Source organism: Variovorax sp. LjRoot130 (genome assembly GCF_964253755.1).
Taxonomy (GTDB): Bacteria; Pseudomonadota; Gammaproteobacteria; order Burkholderiales; family Burkholderiaceae_C; genus Variovorax.
The window spans coordinates 2,663,479-2,683,143 of record NZ_CAXURM020000001.1; the positions used below are offsets into that span (position 1 = coordinate 2,663,479).

The following is a 19,665-nucleotide window of genomic DNA, read 5'->3' on the forward strand; positions in this document are numbered from 1 at the left end:
GGCCGCGCGGTCTGGCTGATGGTCGCCGTGACCCTCATGTGGGCGACGGCGGGCGTGGTCACGCGCCACCTCGAACAGGCGCGCAGCTTCGAGATCACCTTCTGGCGCAGCTTCTTCACGCTGCTGGCCCTGCTCGTGATCCTGCCGCTCTGGCAGGGACGCGCAGTGTTCTCGAAGATCCGCGACGGCGGCCGCGCGTTGTGGATCTCGGGCGTCTGCTGGTGCGTGATGTTCACCGCCTTCATGGTGGCGCTCACGCTGACCAGCGTGGCCAACGTGCTGGTGACCATGGCTCTGGGGCCGCTCTTCACCGCGCTCGCGGCGCGGGTCTTCATCGGCCACCGGCTTCCGGCGCGCACCTGGGCCGCTATCGTGGTGGCGGGCCTGGGCATCGGCTGGATGTACGGCACCCAGCTCGGCGACGGCCTGCTGGCCGGCACGCTGGTGGCGCTGTGCGTGCCGCTGGCCGGCGCCTGCAACTGGACCGTGGTTCAGCATGCGCATGCCAAGGGCCGCGACATCGACCTGGTCCCCTCGGTGCTGCTCGGCGCCGCGGTCTCGTCGCTGCTCACGCTGCCGCTGGCCTGGCCGCTCCAGGCCAATGCGCACGACCTGGGCCTGCTCGCCTTCCTTGGCTTGTTCCAGCTCGCGATCCCGTGTGCGCTGTCGGTGGTCTGCGCGCGCATCCTGAAGGCGCCCGAGGTGGCGCTGCTCGCGCTGCTGGAAATCGTCTTCGGCATCGCGCTGGCCTGGATCGGGGCCGGCGAGGAGCCGGCGCCGAGCGTGCTGACAGGCGGTGCGCTCGTGATCGGCGCATTGGTGTTCAACGAACTGCTCGGGCTGCGTGACCGCCGCGCGGCTGCTATACCCTTGCCGGGGACCCACTAGACTTGGGACTTCTACCGATGTCCGGTGCAAACCCAGGGCCGTTTGACTTCCATTTCAAGAGGGAGATATCGATGCGACTTTCCACGTTCCTGCTGGCCGGTGCGCTGGCTACGGCATCCTTGGGCGCCGCGGCCCAGGTGTCGGTCAACATCCATGTGCCGGGCCTCATTGCCGTGGCGCCGCCGGCGCCTCGCTTCGAGCGCGTGCCGGCGCCACGCGTCGGCTACGTCTGGGTGGCCGGCCATTGGCAATACCACCAGGACGCGTATGGCTGGCGCCAGGGCTACTGGGAGCCGGCGCGCCCCGACCATGTCTACGCGCCGGGCCGCTGGGTAAGCGCCGACGGCGGCTGGCGCTGGGTCGAGCCCAACTGGAAGAGCAAGGGCGGCAAGCACCGCGACCACGACGACGATCGCTATGAACGTCATGGCCGGCATGACGATCACGGCCCCGGCGGCCATCACTGCCCGCCGGGACAGGCCAAGAAGGGCCGCTGCTGAGCCTCAGGGGCGCGCCACCTTCCAGACGTTGTTGACGCCATCGCCGGTCTTGTCGCCGGCCTTGGTGTCCTTGACCCAGTAGTAGAGCGGCCAGCCCTTGTAGGCCCATTGCTTCTTGCCGTCGTCGCGCACGACGATGGTGTAGGCGGCCATCGGCTTGGCCGTGTCGGCCGCCATCAGCGGCGGCCAGTTGGTGGCGCAGGGTCCGTTGCAGGTGGACTTGCCGCTGCCGGCGGTATCGCGATCGAAGGTGTAGAGCGTCATGCCGGTGGGGCCGACCAGCACGCCATCGGCGGTACGGGTCGGGGTGTCCGGCGCCGATGCGGTCCTGGACATGCTGCCGCATCCGGCGAGCAGGGCGGCCGCAAGAATCGAAGCGCTGAGCAGTTTCATGAAGTTTTCTCCTTCGGTTAAAAAATCGCAAAAGCCGATACGGCCGGGGCAGTCTAGCGCCCGGGCCTTTTGTTCATAGTTGACGGTAGACCACGCCGGCGAGGCCCAGCAGCGCATCGCGCGGCAGCTTGCCCGCCAATGCATAGCCGAAACCGCGATCGACCCAATAGAAGCTCGGCACCGGACCGTCCGCCGAGTAGCGGAACGCCGTTTCGCCCGCCTGTGCCGGCCCGGCGGCGCTGCCCAGGCTGCCGATGTAGAGGGTCACGCGCTCGCCGTCGGCGCGCTCGAACATGAACTGTGCCCTTGCCCCCTCGCTGCCCGGCAGCAGACGGCCGCCCACGAGCGCGTAGCCCTCGGCCGACAGATCCGGCACCTTGAGCGGCTTGTCGAGCCGCCTGGAGAGCCACTGGACGAGGTGCTGCTGCTCGGCAGCGACCACTTCGACCGGATGCCGCTTCTCGGGCGCATAGACCGCGTGCGCCACCGAGGCGGCATGCACGAACTCGCGCGTGGCCGGCGCGCGGGCCAGCGCGGCGCCGGTCTGCTGCGACGCCGACCATTGGTGGTTGCCGACCCAGCCGGCGGCGAAGGCGATCAGCACGCCCGCAGCCATCCCGCCCCAGCGCATCCAGCGCGCCTGTCGGGCCCGGCGATCATCTAGATGCCCGGCCGCCGCCAGCAGCGCTTTGGGAACGGGTTCGTCGAGCACTTCGCGATGCAGTTCGCGCAGCGCGTCGCGCTGGGCTCGCCAGGCGAGCTGGTCGGTGTCGGGAGGCGGCGTGGGGCTGTTCATGGCGGATGAGATGCGGGCTACTTGAGGCGGCGCAGACCGGGGCGGCCCGATGCCGGCGACTCGGTCCCTTCCATCAGGTCCTGAAGCCGGACCCGGGCCCGCGAGAGGCGCGACATGACGGTGCCCACGGGGACATCCAGAATCCTGGCGACCTGCGCGTAGGAGAGGTCTTCGAGCGCCACCAGCAGCAGCACGGCGCGCTGCTCCTCGGGCAGGCGCAGCAGGCAGCGCTGCAGGTCGATGGTCCGGTCGCGATGACCGTCGCCACTGCTCAATTCATGCGCCACATCATCGATGTCCACCGTGGCGCGCGGCGGTGCGCGCCGCACCTGGCTCGCGAACACGTTGTGCATGAGCGTGAAGAGCCAAGCCCGCAGATCGCTGCCCACGATCCACAAGCGCCACTTGCTGCAGGCGCGCTCCAGCGTGTCCTGCACCAGGTCGTCCGCGGCCCAGGCGTCGCCCGTCAGCGCGCGCGCATAGCGCCTGAGGCTGGGGATGTGGTCGACGAGCGCGCGTGAATCCATCGCTGCACTAACGCCGTGGGGGCGCGGTTTATTCCACCGTGCCCAAAAAAATTCAGTGCTCGCTGCGCAGCACTCGCCGCTTGATCGGCTTGGCAGGGTTGCCGCCGTACACCGTCCAGGGATCCAGGGAGCGGAAGGCGACGCTGCGGGCGCCCAGCACCGCGCCTTCGCCCACTTCCACACCGGGCCCGACGAAGGCTTCTGCCGCGATCCAGGCGTCGGCGCCGATGGTGATCGGGCTCGCCGTCAACTGGAAACTCGCAGAGGAAATGTCGTGGCTGCCTGCGCACAGGTGTGCGCCCTGCGAGACCAGCGCGGCGCGCTCGAGCCGGATCGGCGCCATGTTGTAGCAAATGACCCGTTCAGCCAGCATCGCGCGATCGGCCAGGTGCAGATTCGGCGGATACCAGACCCGCGCGCTGCCGCGCACGTCGCTGGATTCGCCCAATTGCGCGCCGAAGAGTTTCAGCAGAAAGCGGCGCCAGAAGCGCATCTGCGGCGGCGTCCAGGAGGCGAGCAGCGCCCAGCTCAGGTTCCAGGCCGCGCGCAGCAGCCGGTTGGAAAGCGAGAAACTGGGGCCGCCTTCGAGCGGGTTGACGCGCGCGGCGTCGAGGGGTTGGAGCGCCATGGTGCTTCCTTCAGCGGCTGCGGCTCTTCATGGCCCGCTCGACCTCGCGCTTGCCTTCGCGGTCCTTGATAGTGTCGCGCTTGTCGTGCTCGGCCTTGCCCTTGGCCAGCGCGATCTCGCACTTCACCTTGCCCGCTTTCCAATGCAGGTTGAGCGGCACCAGCGTGTAGCCTTTCTGCTCGACCTTGCCCACGAGGCGGCGAATCTGCTCCTTGTGCAGCAGCAGCTTCTTGGTGCGCACCGAATCGGGCGTGATGTGCGTCGAGGCCGAACGCAGCGGGTTGATCTGGCAGCCGATCACGAACAGCTCGCCGTCGCGGATCACGACGTAGCCGTCGGTCAGTTGCACCTTGCCTTCGCGCAGCGATTTGACTTCCCAGCCCTCCAGCACCATGCCGGCCTCGAAGCGTTCTTCGAAGAAGTAGTTGTACGCGGCCTTCTTGTTGTCCGCGATCCGGGAGGAGGTGTCTTGTTTTTTTGTGGCCATGGTGTGTCAGGTGAGGGCTGCATGGCTTCAATACAATCCGTCGCGCACGCTGTGCCGATTCTATGAAAACAGTCCACAAGTCCATCCTGATCTGGTACAGCGCCGAAGAGATGTACTCCCTGGTCACTGACGTGACGAAGTACCCCGAGTTTCTCCCCTGGTGCGACAAGGCCAAGGTGATCGAGCACGACGCCGCCGGCATGACGGCCGAAGTCGGCCTCGCTTTCAGCGGTTTTCACCACAGCTTCACCACCCGCAACACCCATGTGCCGGGCCGCGAGGTCCATTTGAAGCTGGTCGACGGACCGTTCTCCAACCTCGACGGCGTCTGGAAGTTCACCCCGGTGGGCGAGGCGGGCGAGCGGGCCTGCCGCGTCGAGCTCAACCTCAGCTACGGCTTCAGCAATTTCGCGTTGCAGGCGCTGGTCGGGCCGGTGTTCGACAAGGTCGCATCCAACCTCGTGGAGGCCTTCGTCAAGCGCGCCGAGCACATCTACGACAAGATCTGATGCTGCAGGTGACCGTGGCGTACTCGCCGGCGCCGCGCGAGGTGTTCGAAGAGGTGCTGGGCGTGGCCGAAGGCGCGACAGTGCGCGATGCCGTGCGCGCAAGCCATCTGCCGCTTCAATTCCCGCAGCTCGACTGGCAGGCGATGCAGCCCGGAATCTGGGGCCATGCGGTGGCATGGGATCAGGCTCTGGCAGACCTCGACCGCATCGAGCTCTGCCGCCCGCTCACGGTGGACCCCAAGGTCGCACGGCGCGAGCGATTCAAGAAACAGGGCGCACGCGGAACGGGCCTGTTCGCGCGCCGCCGCAAGGGCGGCAAGGCCGGGTACTAGGCTCGGGGTGTGCGGGAGATCAGGCGGGAAACACCGCGGAACCGGCTTCCCCGGGCCGCTGGTGTTGCCCCCGGAAGGGGGTTGGCGAAGCGACACGAAGTGCGCGAAGCCTGGGGGCGAGCCTATTACTTGCAGTCGGCGCCGATCACCGACTGCAGGCGCTCCTGCTCGGCGGCCCGCGCCTTGTCGTCCATGATCTCGCGCTCGCCCTGGGCGTTCACGCGGGCCACGCGGATGCCGCTGTCGAAGGTGGCCTTGGCCTGGCGCGCCCGCTGGCAGTTCTCGGCCTTGGCCTGGGCGATCTTCTGAGCCTCGGCGGCCTTCTTGGCCTTTTCCGCTTCCTCGGCCTTGCGCGTTTTCTCCTCGAGTTCCTTGTCCACGCCGCTGGGCCTGGCGCCGCTGGCGGCAAGGCGGGGCGCAGCAGCGGCATCGGCCTCGGGAGTTGCCGGTGCAGGGCTGAAGTTCGGCCGCGAGGAGGGCGCACCCGGCCGGCGCAGGATGTTCTTGTCCGGAATCTCGGGCGGCGGGGCCTGGTCGCTGAAGACCTTCTTGTTGTCCTTGTCGATCCACTGCCACTGGGCATTGGCGCCCATCGACAGCAACAGGCAGGCCGATCCGAGTACGAGCAAGTGCGCGATTTTCATGGCCGGCAGTTTAGCGCCGCCTTACGTTTTGCAACTTACTCGATGGCGTTTTTGCAACGTAACAACGGTATTCGTGCCGCAAGCCGATTCACCTTTGGCCCGGGTAAGTACCGAGCCATCGTTACAATCCGTCTTTTGGAGCTTCACCCATGCGCCTTCTCGGCAAAGCGCTCACCTTCGACGACGTGTTGCTGGTGCCAGCGTTCTCCCAGGTCCTGCCCAAGGACACCTCCCTCGCCACCCGACTCTCCCGCAATATCACACTGAACCTGCCGCTGGTCTCCGCGGCGATGGACACCGTGACCGAAGCGCGCCTCGCCATCGCGATGGCGCAAGAGGGCGGCATCGGAATCGTGCACAAGAACTTCACCGCCGCCGAGCAGGCTGCGCAGGTGGCCAAGGTGAAGCGCTACGAATCCGGCGTGCTGCGGGATCCGGTGGTGATCACGCCCACGCACACCGTGCTGCAGGTCATGCAGCTGTCCGACGAACTGGGCATCTCGGGCTTTCCGGTCCTCGACGGCGGCAAGGTGGTCGGCATCGTGACCGGGCGCGACCTGCGCTTCGAGAACCGCTACGACGTGCCGGTGAGCGAGATCATGACGCCGCGCGAGAAGCTCATCACCGTGCCCGACGGCACCACGCTCGCCGAGGCCAAGGCGCTGCTCAACAAGCACAAGCTCGAACGCCTGCTGGTCATCAACAACGCCTGGGAGCTCAAGGGCCTGATCACCGTCAAGGACATCACCAAGCAGACCAGTTTCCCGAACGCCGCGCGCGACGCCAGCGGCCGGCTGCGCGTGGGCGCCGCGGTCGGCGTGGGCGAGGGCACCGAGGAGCGCGTCGAGGCGCTCGTGAAGGCCGGCGTCGACGCGATCGTGGTCGACACCGCCCACGGCCATAGCGCCGGCGTGATCGAGCGCGTGCGCTGGGTCAAGAAGAACTATCCGCAGGTCGACGTGATCGGAGGCAACATCGCCACCGGCGATGCCGCCCGCGCGCTGGCCGATGCCGGCGCCGACGCGGTCAAGGTCGGCATCGGCCCCGGTTCCATCTGCACCACGCGCATCGTGGCCGGTGTCGGCGTGCCGCAGATCATGGCGGTGGACAACGTCGCCACCGCGCTGCAGGGCAGCGGCATCCCGCTGATCGCCGACGGCGGCATCCGCTACTCGGGCGACATCGCCAAGGCCATCGCCGCCGGCGCCAGCACCGTGATGATGGGCGGCATGTTCGCCGGCACCGAAGAGGCGCCGGGCGAGATCGTGCTGTTCCAGGGCCGCAGCTACAAGAGCTATCGCGGCATGGGCTCGATCGGCGCCATGCAGCAGGGCAGCGCCGACCGCTACTTCCAGGAATCGACCACCGGCAACCCGAACGCGGACAAGCTGGTGCCCGAAGGAATCGAGGGCCGCGTGCCCTACAAAGGCTCGATGGTCTCGATCGTCTACCAGATGTCCGGCGGCTTGCGCGCCAGCATGGGCTACTGCGGCTGCGCCACCATCGAGGACATGAAGAACAAGGCCGAGTTCGTCGAGATCACTACCGCGGGCATTCGGGAAAGCCACGTGCACGACGTGCAGATCACCAAGGAAGCGCCCAACTACCGCGCGGAGTGATCGGCCTCTCATGCACCACCAAAAAATCCTGATTCTCGATTTCGGCTCCCAGGTCACCCAGCTGATCGCACGGCGCGTGCGCGAAGCGCATGTGCTCTCCGAAGTCCATCCCTGCGACGTCACCGACGAATGGGTGCGCGAGTACGCGAGGGACGGCAGCCTGAAGGGCGTCATCCTCTCCGGCAGTCACGCAAGCGTCTACGAAGAGACGACCGACAAGGCGCCGCAGGCGGTGTTCGAGCTCGGCGTGCCGGTGCTCGGCATCTGCTACGGCATGCAGACCATGGCGCACCAGCTGGGCGGCAAGGTCGAGGGCGGCCACAAGCGCGAGTTCGGCTTTGCCGCCGTGCGCGCGCGCGGCCACACCGAGCTCCTGCGCGACATCGCCGACTTCACGACCGACGAAGGCCACGGCATGCTCAACGTCTGGATGAGCCACGGCGACAAGGTCACCGAGCTGCCGCCGGGTTTCAAGCTGATGGCCTCGACCGAGAGCTGCCCGATCGCCGGCATGGCCGACGAAGACCGGCATTTCTACGCCCTGCAGTTCCACCCCGAAGTCACGCACACGCAGCAGGGCAAGGCGATCCTCGAACGCTTCGTGCTCGGCATCTGCGGCGCCAAGCCCGATTGGGTGATGCGCGACCACATCGCCGAGGCGGTAGAGGCGATCCGCAAGCAGGTGGGCGACGAGGAAGTCATCCTCGGCCTCTCGGGCGGCGTCGATTCCTCGGTGGCCGCCGCGCTGATCCATCGCGCCATCGGCGACCAGCTGACCTGCGTGTTCGTCGACCATGGCCTCTTGCGCCTCGACGAAGGCGACAAGGTGATGGACATGTTCGTCGGCCAGCTGCACGCCAAGGTGATCCGCGTCGATGCAAGCGAGCTCTTTCTCGGCAAGCTGGCCGGCGTGAGCGACCCGGAGGCCAAGCGCAAGATCATCGGCGGCGAATTCGTCACCGTTTTCAAGCAGGAAGCGGCCAAGCTCACCAGCGCCGGGGCCAAGGGCGCCAAGTGGCTGGCCCAGGGCACCATCTATCCCGACGTCATCGAGTCCGGCGGCGCCAAGAGCAAGAAGGCCGTCACGATCAAGAGCCACCACAACGTGGGCGGCCTCCCCGAGCAGCTGGGCCTGAAGCTGCTGGAGCCGCTGCGCGACCTGTTCAAGGACGAGGTACGCGAGCTCGGCGTCGCGCTCGGCCTGCCGCCCGAGATGGTGTACCGCCATCCTTTCCCCGGGCCGGGCCTGGGCGTCCGCATCCTCGGCGAGGTCAAGAAGGAATACGCCGACCTGCTGCGCCGCGCCGACGCGATCTTCATCGAGGAGCTGCGCAACTTCAAGGACCCGTCCAGCGGCAAGAGCTGGTACGACCTGACCAGCCAGGCCTTCACCGTGTTCCTGCCGGTCAAGAGCGTGGGCGTGATGGGCGACGGCCGCACCTACGACTACGTGGTCGCGCTGCGCGCCGTGCAGACCAGCGACTTCATGACTGCCGACTGGGCCGAGCTGCCCTACGCTTTGCTGAAGAAGGTATCGGGCCGCATCATCAATGAGGTCCGCGGCATCAACCGCGTGACCTACGACGTGAGCAGCAAGCCGCCGGCGACGATCGAGTGGGAGTGAGGGGCGCGGATAATGCCTATATAAATCAATGACTTAGATCGAGTTTCGATGTCCGTGAGCACGACATCAATGGTGCTTCTCGAGAACTCTAAGTTGTTGAAAGATATGGGCTTTTTGTTGCAGCAAAAACCCTTCCGAAAGTGATCAGCGAAGAATGCAGCGCTACTTCTGACGGTATTTCTGACGGCATCCCAGCGTTGCTGGATTGACGCCGATTTTTTACCGCCATTCGCTCGCGCAGAACGAGGCCGCGTGCTGGCGCTGGCGATGGCGGACAGTGATGAGCTCACCACGCTGCGCGCGGAGAACGGCCGGCTGATCGCGCTGCTCGAATCGCACGGCATCGAATGGCGGGCGCAGCAGCAACCGTCCCCACCGTCCGTCGAGGCCGGCACCGTGCCGAACGAAAGCCTGCTTTGATGCGCTGATGCAGATTCAGGTGCGCTTGAATTGGAGCGAGCGGGCAGACCACTATCGGCGACGTAGCGTGACAGGAAGTATGACGTTGTATATACTTCGTTGATATCAATGTTTCCGGAGCCGGTCATGTCCAAAGAAGCCATGTTCACCATGAAGCTGGAGCCGGAGCTGCGCGACGCCTTCATGGCTGAGGCCGAAGCCAGCCACCGCCCGGCGTCGCAGGTGGTGCGCGAACTGATGCGCGAGTTCGTCGAGCGTCAACGGCAGGCCCGTGAGTACGACTCGTTCCTACGCGCCAAGGTCGACACGGCGCGCGCGCAGATCGCATCCGGTCAATACGCCAGTGACGCCGATGTCGAGGCCCGCTTTGCTGCCCGTCGCACTGCACTGCGGGCCAAAGCCGGCGGCTGACGCATGAGGGTCCTGTGGACCTTGTCCGCCGAGCAAGACCGCGCCGACATCGTCGACTTCATCGCTCAGGACAATCCGCTCGCCGCTATCCGCATGGATGAGATTTTCTCGGCAGCTGTCGGCCGGCTGGCCGAGCACCCCCTGCTGGGACGGGCCGGACAGATCCCGGGCACCCGCGAGTTGATTCCACACGAGAGCTATCGGCTGGTCTATGAGGTGCGGGCCGATACCATCTGGATATTGACCTTGGTGCATACCGCTCGCCTGTGGCCGCCGACCCGGTCGTGATCGGAGGCCAGCAAAAGCGCTCGGTTTTTGACGGTAGAAGTGACGGCAAAGCACGATGACTCGGACTACGAAAGGCAGTGCTCACGCGGGTTTCCGGCCCTCGGAAATCATTGAGTGGGAGTGAGGGCGCCGATATTACCTATATGAATCAATAGCTTAGAGAGATCCGTCAATGATTCTGCGTGCGACGTCAATGGCGGCTTCCCAAACGCTAAGTTGTTGAAGGCCATACCCTTTTTGCTGGCAGCCCCGTCTCGAAAACGAAAATCACCGACGTGAGCAGCTAATTTTTTGACGGTATTTTTGACGGCAATAGTCATCGGGTACACGTGAGAGTTGCTCCATGTTGGCAAGCGCGCAGCGCGCTGCTCTTGGAGCGATCCGGAGCAAATGCCCATGCAGTTGTCTACGATAGTTCCCCGCGGTCTCAAGTCATTTTTCGCGCCGGCAGTGCCAACCGCGGCTTGCCAAGCACTTGAGTCGCCACCCGCGACGCGAACCGCCGCGTCAAGAAACGCACGCCGAAGCACGACAGCTTGTTGAACAGTCCGGGCACAACCGTGCGCTTGCCGCGCAGCATCGCGCGGATCGCGGCGTGCGCCACAAACTCCGCGCTTTTCGTCGACGCGTTCGCGATCCACGAGTAGTCGCCCCCGCCAGACGCGGCGTGGAACGCGGTTTCTGTGCCGCCAGGGCAGATGCAGGTCACCGACAGCGGCGTGCCGCGGTGCTCGTCATGGAGGCCCTCGCTGAAGTTGCGGACGAACGCCTTCGACGCGGCGTACAGCGCCATGTTCGGTACTGACTGGTACGCGCCGGTCGACGCGATATTCACCATATGCGCGGGTCCGGTACTAGCCTTGCGCGCGTCGACGAAGCACCGCGCGAGCGCGACGAGCGAAGTCATGTTGAGTTGGACGAGCTCCGCGTCGCGCGCCCAGTCGACCTCGTCGAACCGGCGGAAATAGCCGAACCCGGCGTTGTTGATCAGGATGTCGATCGGGCCGCTGGCGATCGCGGCGTCCCACAGCGCGCGCGCGGCATCGGGCTTGCCGATATCCGCGGTGACGATCTCGACCTTCACGCCCTTGCAGGTCGCGGCGACCGCGTCGAGTGCGTCGCGGCGCCGCGCCGTCAGCACGAGATCAACGCCGAGCGCCGCGAGCTCACGCGCGATTGCCGCGCCAATGCCGCTGGATGCGCCGGTCACCAGCGCGCGCTTGCCGATGTTGACGGTTGTGTGTGTATTCAAATCGTTCTCCTTGTCGTGTGGAGCGGCCAAGGAACTCCAAGGCCTGCAAGGTTTGCGCGTCGCGCCATACGATGGCCTGTCCAGGTTGGACAAGGGCCTGATCGAAGACGCCAGCGCAGGCAAGTGCGGCAGCTACATCATTTGCACCACGACCTTGCCCTTGGCGCGACCACCGTCTACGTAGGCCAACGCTTTGTGGGTGTCCTGAAACGGGAATACCTTGTCGACGACCGGGCGGATTGCGCCTGATTCGATGAGGGTCGTGATCTCGCGCAACTGCGCCCCATCGGCCCGCATGAATACGAACGTGTATTCGCCCCCGTTCTTCTTCGCCTTCTTCCTGATGCCGAAACTCAGCAGGCGCAGCACTTGTTGGAGCGGCCAGGCCAGTCCTCGCGCGACGGCGAACGCCGGGGTGGGCGGCCCGGAGATGGAGATGAGATGTCCGCCCGGCTTGAGAACCTGGACGGATTTGTTCAGCTCGTCGCTGCCGAGGCTGTTCAGCACCACGTCGTAGCCACGAAGCACCGTGGCGAAGTCCTGCTGCTTGTAGTCGATGACGACGTCCGCGCCCAAGGCCTTCATCCAGGCGATGTTGGCCGTACTGGTGGTCGTGGCCACGAACGCCCCGAGATGCTTGGCAAGCTGGATGGCGATGGTGCCTACGCCGCCGGAGCCGGCATGGATCAGCACCTTCTGCCCCTTTTTCAGCTTGGCGGTCTCGACCAGTGTCTGCCAGGCCGTCAGGGCCACCAGAGGAAGGGAGGCGGCTTCGACCATGTTGAGATTCGCGGGCTTCAGCGCCAGCGACGATTCCTTGACGGCAATGAACTCGGCGAAGGTGCCGATGCGATCGTCGTCAGGGCGTGCATAGACCTCATCACCGGGCTTGAAGCTGCGAACGCGAGCGCCGCATGACCGTTCCGGCCAAGTCGTTGCCAAGGATCAAGGGGAGGCGGTAGGGAAGAATCAGTTTGAATTCGCCGCTCTTGATCTTCGAGTCCAGGGGATTGATGCTCGCCGCGTGGATCCGGATCAGGACGTCATCGTCCCGGACCTCGGGGTCGGGCATTTCGCCGATGCGGCCAACTTCTCTCTTTCCGTAACGATCGATGATGAAAGCTTTCATGGGGGACTTTTTTCCAGAGTTCTTTATTGAATGGGTTTTCAGCCCCGCGCCGCAGGGTGCGATCGGGAAAGGCGGCCTGAAGCGGGTCGCCAAGGATGCCGCCGCTCAGTCATTGAGGAAGGCCAGCGCCTTGGGCACGAACTCGCCGTGGTACTGGAAGATCCCGCCATGCCCGGCGTCTTTGTAGATGACCAGTTGCGAGCCGGGAATGCGACGCGCCATGTCATGACTGTTCACGGTCGGAACCATGATGTCGTTGTCGCCATTGGCGATCAGCACAGGGATGCGGATGCCGCCCAGATCCTGGGGCACCCGCCGGCCCCAGGCCTTAATTGCCTTCAGCTGCCGCAGGAAGGCACTGGGCGTCGGCCCCTTGTCCCGATCCGCCTTGCGCTCCTTCAGTCGCTCCAGGAAGGCCTTCGCGGCTTGCCGGCCATTGGCCGTGGAGGTGAAGAACAGGTAGGTCTTTGGATCGCGCAGCGTCAACAAGCCTTTGGCTATCAGCGGCCAGGAGACCGCCCCTACCTGGTCGATGCCTTTGCTGCCTGCCGGCCCCGTACCGGTCAGGATGAGTCGGCGCACCAGGCCGGGGGCTTTCAGCACGATGTCCTGCGCCACGAATCCTCCGAGGGAGAAGCCAAGCAGATCGACCTTCTCGAAACCCAGTGCGTGGATCAGTGCGATCGCATCCCGTGCCATCGCATCGATGGTCACAGGTGCCGTTCCGCCCGAAGCGCCAATTCCCCGGTAGTCGATGGCGATGATGCGATGCCTGCGGGAAAGCCCATCGACGATACGCGGGTCGAAATTGTCGAGGAGATTGAGCAGAACCAGCGGCACGCCACTGCGCGGCCCAAGGTCACGGTACGCGAATGCAGTCCCGTCGACATCGATCGATCGGGTGGCGGTGTCGATGTAGGGCATGCTCAATCCTGGGTGCTCGTCGGTAGGGGTCATCGTCTCTTCAAGGGGTTTCGTGTGGTGCGGAGAATCGAGGGGGCGAGGTGCCACCGGATTGGCGGTCACGCATTCACATCGACAACGGTGCGCCCCTGAACCTTCCCTGCGAGTACCTGGCTGGCGATTTCAGGAACCTCTGCCAGGCCAATCACCTTGGTTGTCCGTGCAAGCTTGCCCAGATCCAGGTCGCTGGCCAGACGCGACCACGCCTGCAGCCGCACAGGCTGGGGCGCATTGACCGAGTCGATACCTGCGAGGGTGATGTTGCGCAGGATGAAGGGCAGAACGGATGCCGGCAGATCCGCGCCCTGTGCGAGGCCGAAGGCCGCGACCACCCCGCGATACTGGGTCTGCGCCAGGACGTTCGCCAGCGTATGGCTGCCGACCGAATCGATGGCCCCGGCCCATTGCTCCTTGGCGATCGGTGCGCCCGCTTCGGACAGGGTGTGGCGGTCGATGACGTCCGCCACGCCCAGTTCGCGCAGGTAATCGGCTTCATCGAGACGCCCGGTCGAGGCGATCACGCGATAGCCCAGGCCCGACAGCAGTGCGATCGCCACCGACCCGGAGCCGCCATTGGCACCGGTCACCAGGATGTCGCCACGCTCGGGCGTCAGGCCGCCATGCTCCAGTGCGAGCACGGACAACATGGCGGTGAACCCGGCGGTGCCGATGGCCATGGCATCCCGGGTCGAAAAGACCTCCGGGATCCTGACCAGCCAATCACCGCTCACCCGCGCCTTCTGCGCGAAGCCACCGTGGTGCGTCTGACTCAGTCCCCAACCGGTCGCCAGCACACGGTCGCCAGCGACGAGGCCGGGATAGGTCGATGACTCGACGACACCGGCAAAGTCGATGCCCGGAATCAGCGGAAACTGGCGAATGACCGGTGACCGGCCACTGAGCGCCATCGCGTCCTTGTAATTCACCGTCGAGTACTCGACCGCGACGGTGACGTCGCCCGGCATCAGATCTTCGTCCTTGAAGTCGACCAGGCTGCTTGAAATGGTGTCGCCGGTCTTGCTGGCGAGCAGTGCCTTGAATGTCATGTGCCGTCCGTTCCGTTCTGGAGCTTTTTGCCGTTTCAGGCGGCGGTTCGATAGCGCTCTGCCACATGGGCCTGCCGGATGTCCGCGAGCAGGGTCTGACGTGCCGTGTTCAGCACCTCCCAGCGCGCGGCATCATGCAGCGGCGGGATAGTCACGAGTTCACGGCGGTCGAATCCGGCCAGCGCGGCATCCACCAGCTCATCCGCCGCCATCAAATCAGGCATCGCACTGCTGTCGATGCCCGCGCGCTCCCAGATCTCGGTACGAGTGCCGGCAGGCAACACCGCCTGCACGTAGACACCCTTGGGCGTGAGCTCCAGGCTCAGCCCCTGGGACAGGAACAGCACGAAGGCCTTGGTCGCACCGTAGACCGACATGCCGAACTCGGGCGCCAGGCCGACCACCGAGCCGATGTTGACGATCGCGCCCTTGCCGGCCTGCACCAGGCGCGGGGCGATGGCACTCGCCAGCCTTGCCAGTGCGACGGTGTTGAGGCTGATCAGGCGGGCGACATCGGCTGTCGATTGGTCGATGAATTGGCCGGACAGCGCGGCCCCGGCGTTGTTGATCAGGGTTTCGATCCTGGCGTCCTCGCGCAGGCGCGCCTCGACTATGGCCAGATCACCAGGCTGGGTCAGGTCGGCCGGGAGGGTATCGACGGCAGCGCCGGTTTCCGCACGCAGGCGCGCAGCGAGCGTTTCCAGGCGTGCCTTGTCGCGTGCCACCAGTACAAGGTCGTGGCCGCGGCGTGCGAAGCGGTCGGCATAGATGGCGCCAATGCCGGTCGAGGCGCCCGTGATGAGAACAGTGGAATGGGAGGTCATGTGTTTTCTCTTGATCGAAAAGGTCGTTGGTCAGGCAGGAAAAGGGGATGCGGGTGGCATCACTCTTCCAGAAACTGGATCGCGTGTTGGAGGAAGCGCTCGGGATGCTGGAACTGCGCGCCATGTCCGGCGTCGGGGTAGATCAACAGCTGCGCGTTGGGAATGTTCTGCGACAGATGCCAGGAGTTGATCGTGGGGATCATGATGTCGTGGACGCCGTTGAGCACCAGGGTCGGCTGCGTGATGGCGTTCAGGAAGGCATAGGGATTCGCACCCGGCAATGGCTGGAGGTAGGCGGCGTGCGCCTCGGTCTGGGCTTGAGCGACCGCCATGGAACTGGGCGGGTCCTGGTCGACGCGCTGGTGACGGCGCTCCCAGAAGGCCAGGCCCGCCTGCTTGGCAGCCTCCGAGCGGCCAAAGAACAGGTAGAGGAAGTCATCCGCGGTTGGCACGGGATTGGGCGCGACTTCCAGCACCCTGGGCTCCATCTTCGGATCGCCGCCGCGCAGTCCGGTGCCGAGCAGAAGGAGCTTGCGAACCAGTTGCGGGTGACGCAGTGCGACCTCCTGCACCTGGAAGCCCCCGATCGAGAAACCGAGCAGATCGACCCGGGACAGGCCCAGCGCTCGGATTACCAGGGCGATGTCGTCTGCCATGTCTTCGATCCGGTTGCGGGGCGTGCCGGTCGATGAGGCAATGCCACGACCGTTGTAGAGGATGACTTCGCGACCTGCGGCCAGACCATCAGTCAACAGGGGATCCCAGTGGTCCAGCCCGCCGCGGAAATGCTGGACGAAGAACAGAGGGGGTTGTTCGCCGGAGGTGTTGCCCCAGCGGCGGTAGGCGAATTTGTCGCCATCCACTTCGACGAAGCGGGTGGGGGCGGTCAGGTGGGTGTCGCTCATATCCGGAAGCCTTCCAAGGTAAGTTGGCTTAATGATGTCGATCATCATCTTTGTTGTCAAGGACTTTGATGATGATTGACATCAATGTATATTCACGACTTCACTGATGGCATATCTAGAGAGATCCTGGACATGAAGGTCACCAAAGCGCAGGCACAGGCGAACCGGGCGCGCATTGTCGAGACGGCCTCTGCGCTGTTTCGCGAGCGTGGCTACGACGGGGTGGGGATTGCGGACTTGATGGCAGTCGCCGGCTTTACCCATGGTGGGTTCTACAAGCACTTCGGGTCCAAGGCCGACCTGCTGGCGGAAGCGGCGACCTGTGGTTTTGCGCAATCGGCCGCCAAAGCCAAAGGGGTCTATGCGGCAGAAGTCGTCAAGCAATACCTGTCCCGAGAGCATCGCGACGCTCGGGGTGAAGGTTGCACGATGGCCGCGCTATGCGGAGACGCTGCGCGTCAGCCGGAGTCGATCAAGATGGCTTTTGCGACCGGCGTTGAAAGCTTGCTGACGAACCTGGCAAACCAGTGCGGCGCGCCGGAAGAGGGCGATCGGGGAGACGACATGCGCGCCAAGCGGATCGACGTCCTTGCGCAGGTGATCGGCGCAATAGTGCTGTCGCGGGCGTGTCCCGACGACTCGTCACTCGCCGATGAAATTCTGGATGTCTGCCGGGCGGCAGTCCTGTCGAGGCTATCGGCTCCCCTTGATGCGTAGTTGACGCACTCCGTGTGCGGACGCGACCACGACGTGCCTGATTTTTGACCTCTCTGCACCCGTTTCAGGAGGACACCATGGCCGAGCATGAAATCGCTTCTGACGGTAAAAGCGACGGTAAAGATCCATGTCGATCACAGCCAAGTCCTTGGACCATGCGGGTTTGGACGGCCTGTTGATGATGGAGTGGGAGTGAGGGGCGTCGAATTACCTATATGAATCAATAGCTTAGAGAAGGCTGCCGATGATCGTGAATACGACGTCAGTTGCGGCTTCCCAAACTCTAAGTCGTTGAATGCCATGCTCTTTTTCGTTGGCAGGCTAGTCTTGGAAACGAGATTCCCGACGAGAGCAGCGATTTTTTCTGACGGTACTTTTGACGGTAGAAGTCCACACCTAAATCAACGATGGATTTTTACCGTCAACTGCTCACGCAACCCTCGGCACGAAGCGTGGGCCTCAGACCGCAGACTCAACTCGGTACGCGGTGAAGCCTGAAGCAATATTCACTGGACAGCGAATATCGCCGTTTCACCAAATATGACCGGGAAGTCATGCCAGTGTCGCGCGTACCGCTCGCCACGAATCCGTCCCTGCGCGCAGTAGACATGGGTTGCGGTGGCCTTTTCCCAGAAGGTTCGTGCGACGCTCATCACCAAAGGGGACGCAGTCGGAAACGTCACGCCGTCACGCCGTTGACCTGGCCATCCCATGTCGCATGCCACAGGTACGACCTCGTGGGGCTCACCAGTCGCCCGGCCGCCGAATTCCAGCGTGACGACAGGCGCTACGTAGCCAGTCCCCTGCTTGACCGCCGGGTAGTGGAGTAGGAGCTTGTCGCGCTCGGCGCCCGCGATCTCCAGCTTGGCATCCAGCTTCGCCAGCTCCAGGGCCCGCTCAAGAATCGGCTGCACTTCGCCGGCGATCCACCCCGGCAGCCGGTCACGAACGGCCTTGCTCCATTTGCCGGCTTGCCGGCAGGAATTCCTCGCCGCCCGTGAGATCCGCGATCAGCCTGCGGATGTCGTACGTGAGGTCAAGGTCTTCGGAGAACCGGTCGATGATCTTGTAGGCCCTGTAGGCCTTCGAGAGCGAGGTTCCGCCCTTGAAGGTGAGGTCGGCGGCAAGCGCCGACTCGAACAGCGCGCCAAGCGTCCAGACGATCCACACATCCTTTTCGAGCAGGTGCGTGGGCCTGCCAGTCTTCTCGCGGGCCTGTTCGATGACTTCGCCCTGGTCCTCCTTGCTGAGGGCGAAGTAGTGCTCAGCCACGAAGCGCTTCTTCGCCGATGGCGCGCGCCATCCAGGAGGGCAGGGCAGCGCGCGCAGAGGTCAATGTCCGCCACTCGGAAGGAGGGAGCGTGCGCCGCAGCGCTGCCAACGACTCGCGCACGTGATTCGGCCCCATCCATGCCAAAGCCCGTATCGCCGCACCGGCCTGGCCAGAACCCAACGCGAGCATCCAACGCGGAGCATGCTTGACCGTGACTTCGGAGCGCCCCAGCTTGAGCTTTCGGGTGCGACCGGAGGTCAGGTAGACCTCGCGGATCGGCACCTGCTGGGTCAGGCCTAGCGCATTGGCAGCGTTGGCACCGTGAGGCGTCACAACTTCACCACTTTGCGCGGCTAACGCCTGCACGACTTTCTCTGGCGCAGGCGCACGCGTGCCAAATCGACTCGACACCGGGGTGACGTAGGTTCCACGCGCGACGCGCAGCAACTTGCCTTCCTTGGTGAGGCGGCACAGCGCCTGATCAACGGCCGCCCGGCTGCCAAGGTGCAAGAACTCTTTGGGCGACAGCACGCCTCCCTCCGAAAGGGACTGGGCATGCAACAGGATGGACTCAGGCAGGCTGCTCACAATCGTGACCCCTATCAGAAATGTAGCGCAGTTTCTGACATTCAGCCGCCGCAGACTGGGGCCTGGGTCTCTACTAGATGCCATAATTATAGCGTTTTTCTGAAAATAATGCCGGAATATTGCACTTTCTTAAGAAAGATGTGATCTTGCTTCGGAAAGTGTGTAAATATTATGGCTGTTTTTGCCAAAAACACCTAGAATATCGGCTTCATGGCCAAGAAGACAGCCCCTTTGCTCCCAGCCACCGATGAACTGCTACGTCAGTTCGGCGGCCGCCTGCGCCTGGCGCGGCTGCGCCGGCGGCTCTCGGCCAAGCAGGTTGCCGAGCGAGCCGGGATGGCGCCCATGACGCTGCGCAGCCTGGAGCGCGGCGGGTCGGGGGTGACCATGGGTGCCTACCTCGCCGTCATGCAAGTGCTGGGCATCGAAAAAGACCTCGACTTGCTCGGTAAGGCCGACCCTGTGGGTCGCGAGCTCCAGGATGCGCAGCTGCCCGCGCACACCAAGACAACACGACCAAGCTTGTCGCCGTCAGCCAAACGGCCGGCGACGGCCAAGAGGCCGGTGCCGGTTGCTGGCGCCGCGGCGGAGCTTCGCCATGCCATCGAAAGCTCACCGCAAGAACAACTGCGCAAGCTATTCGATTCCCTGCCCAGCGAGCAGATGCGCAAGGCACTTGAAGCACTGCCGGAAACACAGATGCGCAAGGCACTGGCCGCCATGCCGTCCGCGCACCTGCGTGAAGCCGTGGACCGGCTGGATGCCCCCAACAGGCAAATCAAGAAGCTGCTCAAGCCTTCTGAGGACGCGCGGGACTGGATCAAGAAGAGCGGCTTCGCCAGCGCCGATGCACTTGCTGGCTTGATTGACCCCTCGGTGTCGCTGAAGAAAGGGCGTTGAGC

Annotated in this window: 26 protein-coding genes and 1 pseudogene; 11 read left to right on the forward strand and 16 right to left on the reverse strand. The window is 64.5% G+C overall.

Annotated features, from left to right (window positions below; all coding sequences use genetic code 11):
- The first annotated feature begins 18 nt into the window (after positions 1-18).
- Both ACSQ86_RS13315 and ACSQ86_RS13320 read left to right on the forward strand, forming a co-directional pair.
- Entirely contained in the window at positions 19-888 is an 870-nt protein-coding gene (locus tag ACSQ86_RS13315; RefSeq protein WP_436303942.1) for a DMT family transporter, read from the forward strand.
- A gap of 71 nt (positions 889-959) precedes the next feature.
- On the forward strand, positions 960-1,388 hold the full coding sequence (locus ACSQ86_RS13320) for a hypothetical protein (RefSeq protein ID WP_436308937.1): 429 nt from the start codon (positions 960-962) through the stop codon (positions 1,386-1,388).
- Between the two features lie 3 nt (positions 1,389-1,391).
- Here ACSQ86_RS13320 and ACSQ86_RS13325 read toward each other — a convergent pair whose 3' ends face one another.
- The 5 genes from ACSQ86_RS13325 to smpB form a co-directional block, all read right to left on the reverse strand.
- Positions 1,392-1,781 (reverse strand): COG4315 family predicted lipoprotein, encoded by a 390-nt coding sequence (locus tag ACSQ86_RS13325; protein ID WP_093107533.1) that lies wholly within the window; start codon positions 1,779-1,781, stop codon positions 1,392-1,394.
- 73 nt (positions 1,782-1,854) lie between these two features.
- Positions 1,855-2,577 (reverse strand): anti-sigma factor family protein, encoded by a 723-nt coding sequence (locus ACSQ86_RS13330; RefSeq protein ID WP_436303943.1) that lies wholly within the window; start codon positions 2,575-2,577, stop codon positions 1,855-1,857.
- A 17-nt stretch (positions 2,578-2,594) separates the two neighbouring features.
- A complete protein-coding gene (locus tag ACSQ86_RS13335; RefSeq protein WP_436303944.1) occupies positions 2,595-3,104 on the reverse strand; it encodes a sigma-70 family RNA polymerase sigma factor in 510 nt (169 codons plus the stop codon).
- 52 nt (positions 3,105-3,156) lie between these two features.
- Positions 3,157-3,732: a putative colanic acid biosynthesis acetyltransferase gene (locus tag ACSQ86_RS13340; RefSeq protein ID WP_436308938.1), complete on the reverse strand. Its 576-nt coding sequence runs from the start codon at positions 3,730-3,732 to the stop codon at positions 3,157-3,159.
- A gap of 10 nt (positions 3,733-3,742) precedes the next feature.
- Entirely contained in the window at positions 3,743-4,219 is a 477-nt protein-coding gene (smpB, locus tag ACSQ86_RS13345) for an SsrA-binding protein SmpB (RefSeq protein WP_093107525.1), read from the reverse strand.
- A 62-nt stretch (positions 4,220-4,281) separates the two neighbouring features.
- Between smpB and ACSQ86_RS13350 the strand changes: the two genes are divergently transcribed.
- Together ACSQ86_RS13350 and ACSQ86_RS13355 are read left to right on the forward strand one after the other, a co-directional pair.
- The gene (locus ACSQ86_RS13350) at positions 4,282-4,728 is read left to right on the forward strand and encodes a type II toxin-antitoxin system RatA family toxin (RefSeq protein WP_093107523.1); all 447 of its coding nucleotides are present in this window, start codon (positions 4,282-4,284) and stop codon (positions 4,726-4,728) included.
- Positions 4,728-5,060 (forward strand): RnfH family protein, encoded by a 333-nt coding sequence (locus tag ACSQ86_RS13355; protein ID WP_436308939.1) that lies wholly within the window; start codon positions 4,728-4,730, stop codon positions 5,058-5,060. The genes ACSQ86_RS13350 and ACSQ86_RS13355 overlap by 1 nt, the downstream gene beginning before the upstream one ends.
- A 125-nt stretch (positions 5,061-5,185) precedes the next feature.
- On the opposite strand, the gene ACSQ86_RS13360 is transcribed toward ACSQ86_RS13355, so the two are convergent.
- Positions 5,186-5,704, reverse strand: a complete 519-nt coding sequence (locus tag ACSQ86_RS13360) for a DUF4124 domain-containing protein (protein ID WP_436308940.1) — start codon at positions 5,702-5,704, stop codon at positions 5,186-5,188.
- 149 nt (positions 5,705-5,853) lie between these two features.
- Between ACSQ86_RS13360 and guaB the strand changes: the two genes are divergently transcribed.
- From guaB to ACSQ86_RS13385, 5 genes are all read left to right on the forward strand, one after another.
- Entirely contained in the window at positions 5,854-7,323 is a 1,470-nt protein-coding gene (guaB, locus tag ACSQ86_RS13365; RefSeq protein WP_436303947.1) for an IMP dehydrogenase, read from the forward strand.
- Between the two features lie 10 nt (positions 7,324-7,333).
- Positions 7,334-8,947 carry a glutamine-hydrolyzing GMP synthase gene (guaA, locus tag ACSQ86_RS13370; RefSeq protein WP_436308941.1) on the forward strand — a complete coding sequence of 538 codons (1,614 nt, stop codon included), beginning with the start codon at positions 7,334-7,336 and terminating at the stop codon, positions 8,945-8,947.
- A gap of 252 nt (positions 8,948-9,199) precedes the next feature.
- Positions 9,200-9,367 carry a hypothetical protein gene (locus ACSQ86_RS13375; protein ID WP_436303949.1) on the forward strand — a complete coding sequence of 56 codons (168 nt, stop codon included), beginning with the start codon at positions 9,200-9,202 and terminating at the stop codon, positions 9,365-9,367.
- Between the two features lie 126 nt (positions 9,368-9,493).
- Positions 9,494-9,778 (forward strand): antitoxin of toxin-antitoxin stability system, encoded by a 285-nt coding sequence (locus ACSQ86_RS13380; protein WP_436303950.1) that lies wholly within the window; start codon positions 9,494-9,496, stop codon positions 9,776-9,778.
- A gap of 3 nt (positions 9,779-9,781) precedes the next feature.
- Positions 9,782-10,066 (forward strand): type II toxin-antitoxin system RelE/ParE family toxin, encoded by a 285-nt coding sequence (locus ACSQ86_RS13385; protein WP_436308942.1) that lies wholly within the window; start codon positions 9,782-9,784, stop codon positions 10,064-10,066.
- A 107-nt stretch (positions 10,067-10,173) separates the two neighbouring features.
- On the opposite strand, the gene ACSQ86_RS13390 is transcribed toward ACSQ86_RS13385, so the two are convergent.
- The 7 genes and pseudogenes from ACSQ86_RS13390 to ACSQ86_RS13420 all read right to left on the reverse strand — a co-directional run bounded on the left by ACSQ86_RS13390 (position 10,174) and on the right by ACSQ86_RS13420 (position 16,185).
- Positions 10,174-10,386: a hypothetical protein gene (locus ACSQ86_RS13390; protein ID WP_436303952.1), complete on the reverse strand. Its 213-nt coding sequence runs from the start codon at positions 10,384-10,386 to the stop codon at positions 10,174-10,176.
- Between the two features lie 107 nt (positions 10,387-10,493).
- On the reverse strand, positions 10,494-11,318 hold the full coding sequence (locus ACSQ86_RS13395) for an SDR family NAD(P)-dependent oxidoreductase (protein ID WP_436303953.1): 825 nt from the start codon (positions 11,316-11,318) through the stop codon (positions 10,494-10,496).
- Between the two features lie 132 nt (positions 11,319-11,450).
- Positions 11,451-12,447: pseudogene (locus ACSQ86_RS13400) on the reverse strand (NADP-dependent oxidoreductase).
- 105 nt (positions 12,448-12,552) lie between these two features.
- Positions 12,553-13,371, reverse strand: a complete 819-nt coding sequence (locus ACSQ86_RS13405) for an alpha/beta fold hydrolase (protein WP_436303954.1) — start codon at positions 13,369-13,371, stop codon at positions 12,553-12,555.
- A gap of 98 nt (positions 13,372-13,469) precedes the next feature.
- The gene (acuI, locus tag ACSQ86_RS13410; protein WP_436303955.1) at positions 13,470-14,456 is read right to left on the reverse strand and encodes an acrylyl-CoA reductase (NADPH); all 987 of its coding nucleotides are present in this window, start codon (positions 14,454-14,456) and stop codon (positions 13,470-13,472) included.
- 35 nt (positions 14,457-14,491) lie between these two features.
- The gene (locus ACSQ86_RS13415) at positions 14,492-15,280 is read right to left on the reverse strand and encodes an SDR family NAD(P)-dependent oxidoreductase (RefSeq protein WP_436303956.1); all 789 of its coding nucleotides are present in this window, start codon (positions 15,278-15,280) and stop codon (positions 14,492-14,494) included.
- Positions 15,281-15,339: 59 nt separating this feature from the next.
- Positions 15,340-16,185, reverse strand: a complete 846-nt coding sequence (locus ACSQ86_RS13420; RefSeq protein WP_436306293.1) for an alpha/beta fold hydrolase — start codon at positions 16,183-16,185, stop codon at positions 15,340-15,342.
- A gap of 132 nt (positions 16,186-16,317) precedes the next feature.
- Between ACSQ86_RS13420 and ACSQ86_RS13425 the strand changes: the two genes are divergently transcribed.
- Entirely contained in the window at positions 16,318-16,902 is a 585-nt protein-coding gene (locus ACSQ86_RS13425; RefSeq protein WP_436310266.1) for a TetR/AcrR family transcriptional regulator, read from the forward strand.
- 506 nt (positions 16,903-17,408) lie between these two features.
- Here ACSQ86_RS13425 and ACSQ86_RS13430 read toward each other — a convergent pair.
- Genes ACSQ86_RS13430 through ACSQ86_RS13440 form a run of 3 tightly spaced genes read right to left on the reverse strand, consistent with a single transcriptional unit; the run spans position 17,409 to position 18,763 of the window.
- Positions 17,409-17,816 (reverse strand): nucleotidyl transferase AbiEii/AbiGii toxin family protein, encoded by a 408-nt coding sequence (locus tag ACSQ86_RS13430; RefSeq protein ID WP_436303958.1) that lies wholly within the window; start codon positions 17,814-17,816, stop codon positions 17,409-17,411.
- Between the two features lie 28 nt (positions 17,817-17,844).
- A complete protein-coding gene (locus ACSQ86_RS13435) occupies positions 17,845-18,174 on the reverse strand; it encodes a nucleotidyl transferase AbiEii/AbiGii toxin family protein (protein ID WP_436308943.1) in 330 nt (109 codons plus the stop codon).
- Positions 18,167-18,763 (reverse strand): DUF6088 family protein, encoded by a 597-nt coding sequence (locus ACSQ86_RS13440; protein ID WP_436303960.1) that lies wholly within the window; start codon positions 18,761-18,763, stop codon positions 18,167-18,169. The genes ACSQ86_RS13435 and ACSQ86_RS13440 overlap by 8 nt, the downstream gene beginning before the upstream one ends.
- 210 nt (positions 18,764-18,973) lie before the next feature.
- Between ACSQ86_RS13440 and ACSQ86_RS13445 the strand changes: the two genes are divergently transcribed.
- Entirely contained in the window at positions 18,974-19,663 is a 690-nt protein-coding gene (locus ACSQ86_RS13445; RefSeq protein WP_436303961.1) for a helix-turn-helix domain-containing protein, read from the forward strand.
- Positions 19,664-19,665: the final 2 nt, after the last annotated feature.